Raw genomic sequence first — 14766 nt, forward strand, 5'->3', positions numbered from 1 at the left:
ATCCAATGGAATCTAAGATTTTCCTATGAAAATTAACATTTAGAGGCGGTTCGATTGGAAATATCCAATAGTAAATGTCATGGTTAGGCCTGGATGGGAAAAACAGTGGATAAACTCCAATGGTTCAATGGCTTTATTTTATCCCTCCAGCCATTCGCCTTGCTTTTTTAAAAAATAGCGTTGGATTTGAGGTCTCCAAGCAGTTATTTAAACCAAAAAAGCGACCCCGCGAGGTCGCTTTATGATTCGATCTATTTATTAGCAAGAGAGATTTATTGAGGAGCCTTTGTTTGAAGCAGCTTTAATCCCATTCCAATAAAGATAACACCCGTTATTTTGTTTAAAACCGTGCCAATCTTTGCGCTTCCTCTTACTTTTTTTGTAAGATGCGAAGAAAAATAGGCAATAAAGAGACACCATAGCAATCCAGTGAACGTAAATGTAAGCCCTAGAATAATAAATGGGATTGGACCAGAAGCCTTTTTGTCAATAAATTGCGGGAGAAAGGCAATGAAAAACAAGGAAACTTTTGGGTTCGTAAGACTGGTCGCAAGCCCTTGCATATATATTTTGCTTATGTTTTGTTTGTGGGACTCAGCTGCAGCACTAAAGTTTACATTTGATTTATCAAGTAACATTCGAATGCCAAGATAAACTAAATAAATAACTCCCACTATTTTAATGATATTGAATAGGAGAAGTGATTTTGTGAGTATGATTGATAAACCAAAAGCAACTAGTAATGTATGGATTAAAGAGCCACTAATAATGCCATAAACCGAATAAATACCCGCATTTCTCCCCTGGGAAATACTTCTTCCCACAATATACATTGTGTCAGCACCAGGAATAAGATTTAGAAGAATTCCAGTTAGCAAAAATACCTCATAATTAATTATTCCATACATATTCGCACCCCCCATTTTTTTACGATTTTATCACATTCGAGCAAGTTGTATATAGAAAGATTTTAATTTTTTCAACTTCTAAACCATCCCCGCACATCATGCACTGGAAGTTCTTTACGCAAACACTGGAAAGCTGTACGATATAGACATGGTCAAGCTGTTCCGTCGGCAACGTCGCGATATCCCCCTAGGCTAGAACAGCTGGTCGTTTAATATGGCCGAAATGAGATGAATGCCTGGTGAAAACAATCGTTTCTTTACTCCAAAATGTCCCCTTATTTCAAGAGCTTTCGGAAGAAGATTTACAGGCAATTGCCCCTTTATTCATAGAAAAAAAAGCAAAAAAGGGCGGAATTCTTTTTCTCGAGGGTGACGAAGGTGAGGAATTATTTCTTATTAAATCAGGTGTCGTGAAAATATATCGCTTGGATGAAGCCAAGGAAATTATTCTAGCTTTGTTTCGTGATGGGGATTTTTTCGGTGAAATGTCTTTGATAGGCAGCGGTCATACTCGGTCCGCAACCGCCGAAACGATGGAGTCTTGTACACTCTATATCCTTAAACGTACGGTATTCACTCAGTTCATGGAGAAGAGCCCTAAACTATGTTTAAAGCTCCTAGAAACCACGATGGGACGACTGCGTCTTGCCAATGATCAAATCTATGACCTCACGTTCTTAGGGGTTCGCTCTCGCATCATGAAGACCATTATCCGTCTATCCGAGCAGCATGGTGTCCCTACACCGGAAGGTCTTCTGATTAATGTAAAACTTACACATCAGCAGCTAGCTAATATGGTTGGCACTGTGCGAGAGTCCGTAACCAAGGTGCTGCAAGAGCTCCTCGATGACGAACTTATACAAATTGATAAAAAGTTAATCACATTAAGAAATGTGGATGCCATTAAGAGCGAGATTCGATGAGAAAACCTCTATAGAGGCCATTCAGGTAAAAAAAAGAGAAAGCTTAGGAAATTACTCCTCGTTTCTCTCCTGCCACTCTTTCATAATCCGTATAAAAACGTTCGGAAAAGCGTATTGATCGAGCTCGTCCGGGCCTACCCAGCGATAATGAAAAGGGATCCATTCTCCCCCATGACTTGAGCGGTTCGCGTTACTTAGCTTGGCGCGATATACCTTCATTCTCCAAACGATATGACTGAAAATATGCTCTGTATCCATGAACCACTCGTTAGGCTCAATACCGATTTGTTCCTGATCCACAAGAGCTTGACGGAGCTCACTTTTATTATCCTCATCCGAATTCCATCCCTCAGACTTCCAGGCCACATGCGGCAGCTCCCACATCCGAGCGAGCAATCCCTCTTGCGGGCGCTGCCTGATCAACCATTTCCCTTCATTCACACCTGTACCTTCTATCAAAGCCACTGCACGCAGTTCTGGACGCGGAGGTTTAGCTTTCTTTTTGATGGGTAGGGCTTCTTCCATGCCAGCTTCACGCGCGGAGCAATGCGCCATAACAGGGCACGTCAAACAGTGCGGTGAACGAGGCGTACATACCATAGCCCCAAGCTCCATCAATGCTTGATTGAAATCACTTGCCGTACCTTCTAGGATGAGTTCGCGTGCCAACTTCTCCATTTTGGTCCGTGTTGCAGGCTTCATAATATCTTCTTCAATTAGAAAATAGCGCGACAGGACTCGCATAACATTGCCGTCCACGGCAGGTTCAGGTTTATTATAGGCGATGCTGAGGATCGCACCTGATGTGTATGGGCCGACGCCTTTGAGCGAGGATATCTCCTCTTTATTTTGGGGGACTATACCATCATAACGTTCGTGAACTTCTCTGACTGCCGTTTGAAGGTTTCTTGCACGCGAGTAATAGCCGAGCCCTTCCCAAGCTTTGAGCACGTTCTCCTCTGGTGCAGTAGCCAATGCTTCAACCGTTGGAAATTGATCGACGAAGCGATGGAAATACGGAATCACCGTATCTACACGAGTTTGCTGCAGCATGACTTCGGAAATCCATATATAATAAGGGTTTTTGCTTCTTCGCCATGGTAAATCCCGTTTATGCGTTTGGTACCAATCCAATAGATTTTTGGAAAAATAAACTTTCTGTTCTTCGCTGTACATGAGCTCTCCTTCTCTATGGGACACGTTCCAGTTATAATGAATGAATGGACATGTTTTCATTATACGAGAAGTGTGGAACATAAAACTAGAGGTGAATGTATGCAAAACTCAAAACAAACAGATCTGGCAAATACGAATCGGCAGGACTTGGAGAATAAAAGAAAATCCTGGATCGGTCAAGCTAACGCATTAATCCCGCTTCTGTTCATTTGGGGCGCGGAATGGATATTCAGCGCGCTTGTTGATGTAGCGATTTATTGGCGCGACTTGGATTGGTTGAAGCAAGCCGCTTTTATCACAGCGGTTGTGGCCAGCTTGATTCAGATATGGAGCCTGCGGAAGGAATTTAGGGCTGACTCTGCTGAAGGCGCGCGTGAAAGATCAGCTGGCTCGGGTGGACATGCAGGCGCAGGGTCAAGTGCTGCTGAGCACAGTGGCTGGGGACATCCAGCGCTTCTAGTGCTGCCTGGAGCGATGCTCATTGCTGCCGTTGCCCTGCTCGAGGCCATTGGCGCTGTTAGCCCACTCTTCGCACCGGTGCTGCGAGCGTTCATTCTCGCCATCGGGTTCGTACAGGTCGGACTCCTGCTAGGTAGACCGCTTGTTTACCTTGGCTTGTGGTTGTTCGCCTTGTCTGCACTGATGGGCGTGTGGTATTTAGGTTACTCCGGTGTTGTGCTGGAAGGAATGGGCGGCATTAGCCTTATTCTAAGCGGGTATATGCTGCGCGTTTGGGGACGGTAAGTGGAAAGAGCAGAAATGCAAGAATGATGTAAAAAGCGCGTCAAATTCTCGCTTACACCTCCCGTTTCAGAAGAGATCGTGCAAAAAGTGCATCTAATACGGCGGATAGCTCTCATTCTCAGCTAAAAAGCAGGAGTTTGATGCACAAAATGCATGATAACTCTTCAAATTAGAAAAAAAATGATTATTTGCTGCACTTTTTGCATCTTTTTGGAAATCTACCGTAACCCACTTTGTCCCTTCTGCCAAAGCTTGATACTGCCCAACTGGTAGATAGAGGGACGAAACCCCAACATAGGAGGAGTCTCGCTATGGAACAAAACAAAAAGGCTTGCACTCGCGCAAGCCAGAATAAATATCTAATCGGCGCGCTCGTCATTGCGCCGATGGTTCTTACGCTCGCCGCGTGCGGCGGCGGTACTTCGGGTGGCAGCGCCGCCACGAAGACACCAGCAGCAACCGCGGCAGCCGAGAGCAACCCTGCGTTCGTGAAGGCGCAGGAGCTCTTCACAACGAACAAATGCATCAGCTGCCACGGCGTTGATCTTGCTGGCAAAGTCGGCCCTAAGACCAATTTGCAAAAGGTCGGCAGCAGACTGAGCAGCGAGCAAATCGCGAACAAGATCAAGAATGGCGGAGGCGGCATGCCAGTCTATAAAACCACGATTTCCGAAGAGGAAATCGGACTTCTATCCGAGTGGCTCAATTCGAAGAAGTAGTCGCCGCTTTAGAGCTTTTCCACGATTGCATAGGCGGCAGCCATCGATTCCGTATGGGTAATACTAATATGGATGCGGTGGCTGCCTATTAAGCCTGCCCGCAGCAGCGCAGCCTCGTTCACATGGCATACCGGTTTGCCAAGTTCATCCGGCAGCACCTCGACGTCTTGAAAGCCAATTTGTTTGCCAATGCCGCAGCCAATCGCTTTGACAATGGCCTCCTTAGCAGCAAACCGGCCTGAAGCAAACTCAGCAAGTCTGCCTCGCCGTCTCTGCGCCAACTCTCTCTCCTGAGGCGTCAGAATCCGCTCAAGAAACCTTTCGCCCGTAGAACCCTCTAACATTTTGCGAAGCCGTGCAATTTCAACTAAATCCGTTCCGACCCCAATAATCATAGACTCCTGAGCCCCACTTTTCTTGCAACGTTGTGCGTACAATTTACATGATTCCTTGCTTGCGGTCAAGGGGTGAAGGGCTTGTCCATACTTGCCCCTAGTCTATCCTTGTTCATTCTTATGTTTGGGAAAGGTGAGCACTTCCCCCCAATGCTTACTTCGAGGTAAGTAAGTTACACTATTTTCAGCTCTTCTGCCGAGCCTCGACTAGGGGTATACTGTGTATAGATTTAAAAGCTGGGAGGCCAAACATAATGAGAATCATGCCGCTAGAGAAACGTGGAATATCGAATAGCCGAGTCGTCTATGGATGTATGGGAATTGGCGGGGAATGGAATTCGACTCCTTATACAAAGGAAGATATCATCATCGCTGAAAAAGCTGTAGAAGCTGCATTGTCGATTGGCATTACGATGTTCGATCATGCTGATATTTATAGAAAAGGCAAATCCGAGTCTATTTTCGGAGAAATCCTCAAAAAAAGACCTGATCTGCGCGACCAAATCATTCTGCAATCCAAATGTGGAATTCGCCCTAGTGACGGCGTGCTTCCAACTCGCTTTGACTTCTCCAAAAGCCATATCATAAGCTCGGTTGATGGGATTCTGCAGCGTCTTGGCGTGGAACATCTGGATATTCTCTTACTGCATCGTCCAGACCCGCTTATGGAACCGGAAGAGATTTCTGAAGCTTTTAATCAATTGAGATCAGCTGGAAAAGTGCGTCATTTCGGTGTATCCAACATGTCTTCCGCACAAATTCGTTTCATTCAAAATTCACTGCCAGAACCGCTCGTTGTGAATCAACTGGAAATGAGTCTAGCCCGTTTAGACTGGTTGGATCAAGGCATTTCAGTCAACCAGAAAGCTGGCTTGGACACCAATTTCGCAGACGGCATCATGGAGCATTGCCAAATGCAAGACATTCAAATCCAGGCTTGGGGCCCTCTTGCCAACGGAAAGTTCTCTGGCAGCAGTCTAGATGATGCGCCTGAAACCGTAAGACAAACAACGGCTCTCGTGCAACAATTAGCCGACAAATATGAAACTAAACCGGAATCCATCGTGCTCGGATGGCTCATGAAGCACCCTGCTCGCATTCAACCGGTTATCGGTACGTCTTCCGCCGATCGCATTGTCGCTTGCAAAGACGCCGTGAGAATAGCCGAATCCCTGACTCGCGAAGAGTGGTACACCCTCTATACGAGCTCCCGCGGCCAACAGATGCCTTAGGTGTAGTTCACCGATAACAACCCCCGACCTCTTTGGTCGGGGGTTGTTTTATGGCTTTGCGAAGCCCTACACACCCGGAATCGGGATTCGTTTATGCTCCGTTTTCAAATATTGCTTCTCAAGCTTCTCCTGCACAGCCGGATCAATTTGCTTACCTTCGAGGTAGTCACTGTTATCTCCGTATGTAATACCAAGCTCATTCTCGTCCGTCTGACCGTCCCAGAGTCCGGCTGTCGGAGCTTTATCCAACACGCTTTGCGGTACGCCAAGCTTCGAAGCAAGTGAACGCACTTGACGCTTGTTCAGCGTGCTCAGCGGCGTAATGTCGACCGCACCGTCGCCATATTTGGTGAAGAAGCCAGTGATCGCTTCAGATGCATGGTCTGTCCCTACAACGATCAGGCCAAGTTCAAAAGCAAGTGCATACTGCATAACCATGCGTGTCCGCGCTTTGATGTTGCCTTTGCCGCCGCGGCTTACATGCTGATGAACACCGATATGCTTGAGACCATACTCGACTTCAATGGCGATTTCGTCGACAGCTTCTTCAATATTATTCTCGATTTGATACTTCAAATCGAAAGCTTTGGCCACCGCGTAGCTGTCCTCGATATCCACTTGCTGACCGTATGGTTGAAACACACCGACGGTTTTGTATTCTTTGCCCTTTTCGGCCGTCAGCTCGTCCGTCGCTTTCTTGCATAAACCCGTAGCTACAGCACTGTCGATGCCGCCGCTGATGGCAATCAGCAGGCCGTTTGCATTCGCACCCAGCACATAGTTTTTCAGAAAGTCCACACGTTTGCGGATTTCTTCATCCGCATCAATCTCCGGCTTAACGCCGAGCTTCGCGATAATTTCCGTTTGCAAACTCATGCATCTCTCCACCTTTTCTATAGTTTGAAACCATTCATTCTTTAAGATTTAGTATAGACTTTCATTCCTGAAATTTCAAAGGTCAATCCATCGGACATGGCTCCTAAAAGCAAAAAGACCCCCTTGCATCTACTGCAGGGCGGGCCTTTCCGAATCATATTTATGCTATTTATTATTTGCAGAATTCATTGAAGGCACTAATTAAGTCGCCAGCAATCATATCCGCGGAGCGGTCTTCGATTTGGTGACGTTGAATGAAGTGTGCGAGTTCACCATTCTTGAATAATGCGATGGAAGGGGATGATGGCGGGTATGGCGCCAAGAATTCACGTGCTTTCGCAGTTGCATCCTTCTCTTGTCCAGCGAACACGGTGTATGTGTACGTTGGAAGTGAATCGTTTTGAAGTGCTTTGGCTACACCTGGACGACATTGGCCGGCTGCGCAACCACAAACGGAATTGACGACTAACAGCATCGTGCCATCCTTCGATTTTTCAATCGCTTCTTCTACTTGCTCTGGTGTAAGAAGCTCTGTAATACCGAGACGAGTCAAATCTTCTCTCATCGGTTTAACCATATCTTTCATGTAAGAATCAAAAGACATTGCCATATGTGCCACCCCTTAGGATTTATTAGTTACTCTCAAAACGTAATCGTTACCACTTATATTATACATCCGATAGCCATGAAAGCAAAGTCTTATGTCCCAAATAGAAATAAAGCGAAAGCTTTTACGCTTCCGCTTCATCTTCGTTCTTCTTACTTGAAGCCTGTCCAGGCTCATAGGAAACATCTTTATCCGGATGCGTGAAAATTCCGCTTTGCGGCACGATGCCTTTTTCAAAATATTCTCGATTCTCGGCGCTTTGGAAACCAACATCCTTAAAAGGATGAACCCATTCATCTCCGGCCATGACCTCAGGGTCTGTCTCTGCCGTCCACTGCTCTAGCGGGGAATTGTCCGATTCATACTCATGATCACCGATAACGACGCCATGTTCATTCACAAAAGCTTCTCGCGGACCGCGCCCCTGCTCGAATTGAGGGAGAAATTCAATCTCGAACGGATCGAGATCACTTTGATTCTGATTGCTCTGGTCCTGAGCTGATTTGGCCATCTTATTCTTGTCTGGACTCATGTTGAAGGTCGGTTCGGACCGTCCAGTTTCTTATCAACAAAGCCCTCTTTCCCTGCTGGTGTTGCGGCCTTCTCGCGCTCTTGGTTTTGCTGTTCTTGCTGGATTTGCGTCTTGGAATCGTTTTGACTCAATGCACTCAGCTCCTTTCTGCTAGTATTATGTGTCAAAACGGGGAGAAGCATTCCAACGATAAGCATGAATAGAAACAATAGCTGCACTAAACTAAGATACAGCAGTGTCGGTTTAGCAGCACTAAAAAAGCTGGCTAGCATCCCCACCGCTCCCCCATACAACAGCGAATATTTGAGCAGTACGCCTTGTCCAAGCGTCTTCTTACGCGGCTCTATAACATGCTGCCAAGTAAGCAGTGGCACAAGAAGCAGCGAAATATAAGCGTGATAAGGATGAAAACGAGATACCGTACCCTCGACCCCAATGCCCCAAGGTACCGCTGTAGGCAGTCCATATGCGGGAATTAGTGCACAGAATAGGAAAACAGAAGCCGTTATTCCAATTGCGATAACATCCAGTACAAGGGAGAGTGGCGTTCGATTTTTACGAATTTGGTAGTACATGTAGATACAAGCAATCAGCACACCTAAAGCAATCTCCGTGCCCGAGCCAGACACCATGAGCAGCTTTAATGGATTATTCCACAAAAGGGATGGCTGCGTCACAATGACCCCTAGCTTCCAGGTCAACAAAACGATAATAGCACTGTTAAAAATAAGATCCTCAATAGGCTTGGCAATCACGATTTGGTTATCTTTCAACAAACGCTGCGATACCCTTCGAATTAGCCACAGTCCCAAAGCACACGCCAGCAGCAGCGCCAGTAATCTTCCTTGCAGTTGAAACGGTCCAATCTGTAACACATCAGGCATAGATAACGCCAGCCTCTCTCATTCGACTATCTTTATCGTAGTCAAAGTAAGAGGCATCTGCAACTGTTAAGGCTCCAAGAATTGGAACGTGAATGAGGATTTCTTCAATTTTTCAAAATGAAAGCCGGCTGCTTGCAGCTTTTTGATCACGATAGGCAGCGCTTCTAAGGTTGTTGTCTTGTAGGTGTTATCGTGCATCAGCACAATAATGCTCTTCTTGCCGCGGCTAGCGCTAAGCACGGAATCGATAATCATTTCCCTGTCTTGCACAGGAGCAGCCGCATCGGTTGAGCTCACGTTCCAGTCGAAATACTGGTACCCCTCCTTTTTCGCCACGCTAGCTACTTTACTCATAATGCCTCTGCCTCCTGGCTTCCAGCTCAAGTGATTATTCGAACCTCCCGGAAACCGCAAAATATCAGGACGATAGCCGACCGTTTCCTCCAAGAGCTGATCCAACCTACGAACATCCTTCATGAAAGCTTCAGGGGATTTATAAATACGATTATAGTCATGTGAGTATGTATGATTCCCTAGGGCATGGCCTTCAGCGACGATTTGCTTATAAAGCGCGCGCCCCTCGCTCGTATCCGCGCCGACAACAAAAAAAGTGGCGGTGACACCGAATCTTTTTAAAATATGAAGTATCTTGCTCGTACTCTCAGAAGGTCCGTCATCGAAGGTGAGGTATGCAATTTTGCCAGAACCAGAAGAAGAGAAGTGTGGAGGTCCCGTGTAGAAATGCTGCGTTTCCACAATTTCGTCTTCTACGTAAGTCGCTGTGGAAGCTGTGGATGTCTTCTCTGTTCCATTTGGTGAAAGCTGCAATGTCTTGATGGATACTGATTTCGGGTCCTTCCCTTTATGTAATTCTGGTGTCGAGCATCCAATTAAGCTAGATCCACTCAGAAACATCGTTACAAGTACACCTGTAATCCGAATCATGCTACCCATTCTATGTTCCCCCCTGCCCGATCTGAAACTCTCTTCTCCATCGCGAATAGTCGCTCCATTAGAATCCGTTCTTATTATGGCTTCCTTTGCTTTCGACATTAAACCCAATATTTCCCGGGAAATTTGTAAAAGTGCTGTTTTCTTCGTCTAAATAACATAAATAAGCGCGAAAATCGCGCTTACAGCAAGAGCTATGCGAACCGAAGCTCGCCCACAGAGTCCGAGAAGCCGGAAATCGACTTCTCAGTAGACCATCTCGCGCGTCCATGCAGGTTAAGCTCGGAAAACGAACTTAATCTGCATCGCCCGAATAAATCGTAAAAGCCCCCCACAAGGAGGAGCTTCTTAATAAAACACTTTCTATTTCTCAACGAATGGAAACAGCAGCTTTTGATTTTCTCTGGTGTACATATTTTCTTTCGTGATAACCTCAGAGCCAGTATCTATTGACGCCTTGACGTTTTCCCCACTATAAACCTGAAGTGCGGTTTTCACCGCTAGATATCCCATGTTAAAAGGCTTTTGCACAATGGTCGCTTGCAGGATCCCAGCCTCCAGGAAAGCTACTTCATTCATCGAGCTATCGAAGCCAACCAGCTTAATGTTATGGTCGGGATCAAGCTCTTTCAACGCCCTCGCAGCCCCTACCGTAGAGACTTCATTCAATCCGAAAATGCCGCGAATATCCGAATGTTCGGCAAGGAGATTTTTCGTTTGCTCATACGCTTTGTCTTCCGAACCATTACTATATAACGTATCTAAAATCTGTATGGAAGGATCATTCTTCAAATGGTCTCGCACCCCATTCTCCCTATCCAGCTGGGTTGTGGATCTTTTGACAAAACTGACGATCGCATAAGTAGCAGGTCCCTGTACATAGCGTCTCATCGCTTCAACTGCTTTGCTCCCTGCTGCATAGTTATCAGTTGCAATCAAACTGGTTGAAACACCGCCTTCGAGACCCGAGTCTACCGTAATTAGCTTAATGCCGGAACTAATTACTCTTTGAGCAACAGGCACCAACCGGTTATAATCCGTCGCCGCCAACATGATGGCTTTCGGCTTCAATGCGATCGCCTCTTCCACCAACTTTATCTGCTCGTCGATGTCTGATTCGGACGGCGTTCCCATCACTTTCACCTCTGTATTGTACTCTTTGGCCGCCGCAGTCACTCCTTGGTTCAAAACCCGCCAAAATTCCACATGAGGATCGATCGTCTTGGGAATGAGGATAAGCGGCCTGTCCTTTGCCTCTATGCCCTTTGACACGATGAGGTACGCTGTCGTCATGAGCAGGACCAGTATGACTGCAATCGCTACGTAGCTTACTCTAATTTTCAACCTCACACCTCAATTCTCACTATCGTTATGGATTGGGGGTATTGCTGGAATACGTACAGTTACCGTTGTGCCCTCTTCTAGCTCACTCTCAAATTGCAATCCGTAAAGCTCCCCGAAATAAAGCTGGATGCGATGATTCACGTTGTGCACGCCGAAGCCTTTGCCCGACTCTGCTTGACGTGTTTTGAGCATCAACATTTTCAATTTCTCTTCGCTCATCCCAACACCGTTATCCATGACCTTGAGCTCAATATCTCCTTCGATCCTACGTCCCGTGATTCTTATATGACCGCGTTCAGGTAGATGCTTCATTCCATGGTATATGGCATTTTCAACCAGGGGCTGCAAAATAATTTTCAATATTCGACAGCTGAGAATGTCCGATTCTACTTCGACTTCGTACGTAAATTTATTCCGATAACGGATGTTCTGAATCGTCAAATAGTTCTGAATGTGCTCCAATTCAACCGCAATTGGTATGAGTTCTTCCCCTTTGCTAATGCTCGAACGGAGGAGTTTGGACAAGGCCGAAGTCATCGTAACCACCTCATCCACCTTACCCATTTCAGCCATCCAAATGATAGAATCCAGTGTATTGTACAGAAAATGGGGCTGAATCTGCGCCTGTAACGCTTTCAGCTCACTGATTCGTTTGACTTCCTGATCTTTCAAAGTTTGGTTCATGAGCTCTTTGATTTTGCTGATCATTAGATTAAAGGTACGTGACAGTTTACTAATCTCATTCGCACCTTCTACATCGACGCGAATGTCGAAGTTACCTTTCTCTACCTGCTTCATATGTACTTCCAGTTGTTTAATCGGCTTGGTTAGGGTGACAGACAGCAAAATGGAGATCGCTAAAGCAATGATTAACGAGATGCCGCCCCACATCGCCGAAGTCAGCTGCATGTCCTTCTTATTTCCGCTTAGATCCCCGGCGTAGGTAACCCCAACAATTTTCCAACCAAATTTCGTAGTACGGACGGTGTAGATTTTGCTTTGCTCTTTTTCTTGCGTATGGAAGGTGCTGTCCTTTGCCTGTAAGAGAGTAGGAATATCCTCTGATTTCAGCCCTGAGTAGATAAGTTGCTGCTGAGGATGATAAATCAGATCGCCAGCTTGGTCGAGTATGAAGACGTACCCTCTTTGCCCAAGTTGAATTTGATTGCATAGATCATTAATGACGTTATAATTCAAATCGACCAACAGAACACCGCTCGCTGCACCAGGCAATGGATTAGGCATTTGCTTACTGATCGATACGACCCATTTGTACTCATCCTTATATAGGTGCTGAACGTGTGAGGGAGAAATGGCCACGTCGCCATTGACTTTACTAGCCTTGCTGTACCATTCTTGCGAAATTAACTCGGCATACGATTTGAAATTTGCATCCATGCGTTCCGATACGATGGCGCCATTGGAGCCCGCAAATACGATGGAAGCGATATCGTTCCGAGAAGCAACAATGGCATGAAAATAACTGCTGATCTGACTCGCTAGCTGCACTCCCTCTGCCTCATTCGGGTTTTTCAACGCCAAGTATCGTTTCAAATCGGTGTTGCTCAGCGAGAGGGCTGATATACTTTCCATGTTACCAATGTAGGTTTGGATATTCTTGTTTACTTGTTCGATAAGCTGCTTGGTATATTCCAATGAAGTATCCGTAACAGCCACTGTAGAGAGGCGGTAAGCGCTGTAGCTTAGGATGATGGTCGTGCAAAGAATTAAGCATGAAAACGACAGAGCAATCTTCGTATGAATGCTTTTGAATTGAATAGGACGCTGCCAGATTCTCATAGGCTCAGCTGACCTTTGTGCGCTGATCTGAATTCTTTGGGGGTCATGCCTGTATTTCTTTTGAAAATAACGCTAAAATATTGCGGATCACTGTAGCCAACCTTAGCGGCAAGCTCATAGGTTTTCAACTGTGAAGCAGCGAGCATTTCTTTGGCTTTATCCAAACGGTAACGGGTCACGTACTCGACGAAGGTCTCGCCCGTATGCGGTTTGAACAAAGCACTGAAGTAGCTCATGCTCATATAAATATGATTGCACACCTGCTGAAGCGAAAGCTGTTCGTCCGCATAATTCGCATGAATATAGGCGACCGCGGCTTCCATCTGGGCTTGAGACACTTTGGTTCGTTTCTCAGCCAGCAAGTCCACGAGCGCTAGACAAATTTCCTCTAACCAGAACCGCACATCATCTAAGGTTTTCCTCGCATATAACTGCATAAAAGAATGATCGCCAAGCACCGCAGCTTCTTCGAAACCAGTCTCCACCAATACGTTCATTAAGGCGACGAGCAGTTTATTCAGTTTGCCGTAGCATTTATCCATCGAGCAGGAGCCCTTCTTCATTTCATTGATCCAATCCTGCAGCGTAAGCGTTACGACTGTCTTTTCACCTGTTTTAATGGCAGAAATCAGCTTCTTCTCCATATGGATGTAACCAAGATTGTCTAGGCTGCTCCCAAATTCCATATCCCCAATCGAAATAATCCGGTTATTCCCAAGCAAAAAGCGGTAATCTAACGCAGAAAGCGCTTCCTGAAATGCTTTTGGCAGGTCTCGCAGATCGCTGTAAGTGCGCCCAATCCCCATCGTTACCGTCATGTTCAAATATTTCTCGATACTGTGCCTCACATGTTCGGCAAGCGTTTGACAGGTCAATTCTATCCTTTCAGAATCGCCAGAAAGCAGTGCGACAAGCTTGTCATCACGCGTTCGGAATACGATACCGCCTTGTTCTTTCTCCATAATTTCATGAAAAATGTTATAGGCTGCAAAGCGTAACAGCTCCTCCTCAGCCACAGGGTCACTGTGGCACTCACGATGAAATGCGTCAATATCAAGAGCAAGTACCGTAAAACTAGGACCGCTCAAAGACAGTCCAAACATCTGGAACTTGCGTTCAATTTCATCTTTTCTCATACAGGAAGTAACTAACCGTTCAAGAAATCGCTCTCGAAGAAGCGGCATGCTTTCGTGAAACTGATGACGGAGAAAGGTGACATCTTCCCGTTGTTTGCGCTCCTCATCCAGCTCTAGCCTTAACTTATGAAGAAATTCGGTGAATTCTGCGGCGTTGATCGGCTTCAGTAAATAATCTTTGACCTTGAGTTTGATCGCCTGCTTCGCATAATCAAAATCCTCGTAACCGGTTACAATAATAACTTTAACATCCCGGTAATTCGCAGCAATGAGCTCTGTCAGTTGAAGGCCGTCCATGAACGGCATGCAAATATCTGTAATGACTGCATCCGGCTGCAGACTCTCCAGCGCCTCATAGGCATCTCTGCCATTATCGAAATCTCCAACTAGTTGGAAGCCGCACGCCTCCCAATTCGTCTTTCGCTTGATGCCTTCTCTGACTTCATCTTCATCGTCAATCATGATGATTTTGTACAATATGGGTCACCTCTGGCGAAATCGAATTTAGCTCTATGTGTATTGTACACAGCAGTTTCAAT

Annotated in this window: 15 protein-coding genes; 4 read left to right on the top strand and 11 right to left on the bottom strand. The window is 46.0% G+C overall.

The window, feature by feature from the left end; translation table 11 throughout:
• Positions 1-272: 272 nt before the first annotated feature.
• Positions 273-908 (bottom strand): LysE family translocator, encoded by a 636-nt coding sequence (locus tag GC098_RS10355; RefSeq protein ID WP_171643094.1) that lies wholly within the window; start codon positions 906-908, stop codon positions 273-275.
• Positions 909-1147: 239 nt separating this feature from the next.
• On the opposite strand from GC098_RS10355, the gene GC098_RS10360 reads away from it, so the two are divergent.
• A complete protein-coding gene (locus tag GC098_RS10360) occupies positions 1148-1831 on the top strand; it encodes a Crp/Fnr family transcriptional regulator (protein WP_171643095.1) in 684 nt (227 codons plus the stop codon).
• A gap of 51 nt (positions 1832-1882) precedes the next feature.
• Here GC098_RS10360 and mutY read toward each other — a convergent pair whose 3' ends face one another.
• Complete coding sequence (gene mutY / locus GC098_RS10365; RefSeq protein WP_171643096.1) at positions 1883-3007, bottom strand: A/G-specific adenine glycosylase; 1125 nt, start codon at positions 3005-3007, stop codon at positions 1883-1885.
• Between the two features lie 99 nt (positions 3008-3106).
• On the opposite strand from mutY, the gene GC098_RS10370 reads away from it, so the two are divergent.
• Both GC098_RS10370 and GC098_RS10375 read left to right on the top strand, forming a co-directional pair.
• Positions 3107-3751, top strand: coding sequence for a hypothetical protein (locus tag GC098_RS10370; protein WP_171643097.1), 645 nt, complete (start codon positions 3107-3109; stop codon positions 3749-3751).
• A 233-nt stretch (positions 3752-3984) separates the two neighbouring features.
• Positions 3985-4470, top strand: a complete 486-nt coding sequence (locus GC098_RS10375; protein ID WP_281366937.1) for a c-type cytochrome — start codon at positions 3985-3987, stop codon at positions 4468-4470.
• 8 nt (positions 4471-4478) lie between these two features.
• On the opposite strand, the gene acpS is transcribed toward GC098_RS10375, so the two are convergent.
• The gene (gene acpS / locus GC098_RS10380) at positions 4479-4865 is read right to left on the bottom strand and encodes a holo-ACP synthase (protein WP_171643126.1); all 387 of its coding nucleotides are present in this window, start codon (positions 4863-4865) and stop codon (positions 4479-4481) included.
• Between the two features lie 254 nt (positions 4866-5119).
• Here acpS and GC098_RS10385 point away from each other — a divergent pair, with 254 nt between their 5' ends.
• On the top strand, positions 5120-6097 hold the full coding sequence (locus GC098_RS10385) for an aldo/keto reductase (RefSeq protein WP_171643098.1): 978 nt from the start codon (positions 5120-5122) through the stop codon (positions 6095-6097).
• A gap of 66 nt (positions 6098-6163) precedes the next feature.
• On the opposite strand, the gene nadE is transcribed toward GC098_RS10385, so the two are convergent.
• The 8 genes from nadE to GC098_RS10425 form a co-directional block, all read right to left on the bottom strand.
• Positions 6164-6973, bottom strand: a complete 810-nt coding sequence (nadE, locus tag GC098_RS10390; protein WP_171643099.1) for an NAD(+) synthase — start codon at positions 6971-6973, stop codon at positions 6164-6166.
• 172 nt (positions 6974-7145) lie between these two features.
• Complete coding sequence (locus tag GC098_RS10395) at positions 7146-7583, bottom strand: BrxA/BrxB family bacilliredoxin (protein ID WP_171643100.1); 438 nt, start codon at positions 7581-7583, stop codon at positions 7146-7148.
• A gap of 121 nt (positions 7584-7704) precedes the next feature.
• A complete protein-coding gene (locus GC098_RS10400) occupies positions 7705-8112 on the bottom strand; it encodes a DUF3905 domain-containing protein (protein WP_376773857.1) in 408 nt (135 codons plus the stop codon).
• Complete coding sequence (locus tag GC098_RS10405) at positions 8109-8987, bottom strand: prolipoprotein diacylglyceryl transferase family protein (RefSeq protein ID WP_171643101.1); 879 nt, start codon at positions 8985-8987, stop codon at positions 8109-8111. Before GC098_RS10405 ends, GC098_RS10400 begins: the two co-directional genes overlap by 4 nt.
• A 75-nt stretch (positions 8988-9062) precedes the next feature.
• Positions 9063-9950, bottom strand: coding sequence for a polysaccharide deacetylase family protein (locus GC098_RS10410; protein WP_171643102.1), 888 nt, complete (start codon positions 9948-9950; stop codon positions 9063-9065).
• Between the two features lie 360 nt (positions 9951-10310).
• Positions 10311-11297: a substrate-binding domain-containing protein gene (locus GC098_RS10415; RefSeq protein WP_312880033.1), complete on the bottom strand. Its 987-nt coding sequence runs from the start codon at positions 11295-11297 to the stop codon at positions 10311-10313.
• 3 nt (positions 11298-11300) lie between these two features.
• A complete protein-coding gene (locus tag GC098_RS10420; RefSeq protein WP_171643103.1) occupies positions 11301-13091 on the bottom strand; it encodes a cache domain-containing sensor histidine kinase in 1791 nt (596 codons plus the stop codon).
• Positions 13088-14704 (bottom strand): response regulator transcription factor, encoded by a 1617-nt coding sequence (locus tag GC098_RS10425; RefSeq protein ID WP_171643104.1) that lies wholly within the window; start codon positions 14702-14704, stop codon positions 13088-13090. The genes GC098_RS10420 and GC098_RS10425 overlap by 4 nt, the downstream gene beginning before the upstream one ends.
• Between the last annotated feature and the right edge of the window lie 62 nt (positions 14705-14766).

Origin of the sequence: Paenibacillus phytorum, from assembly GCF_013141715.1 — a bacterium.
GTDB lineage: Bacteria > Bacillota > Bacilli > Paenibacillales > NBRC-103111 > Paenibacillus_E > Paenibacillus_E phytorum.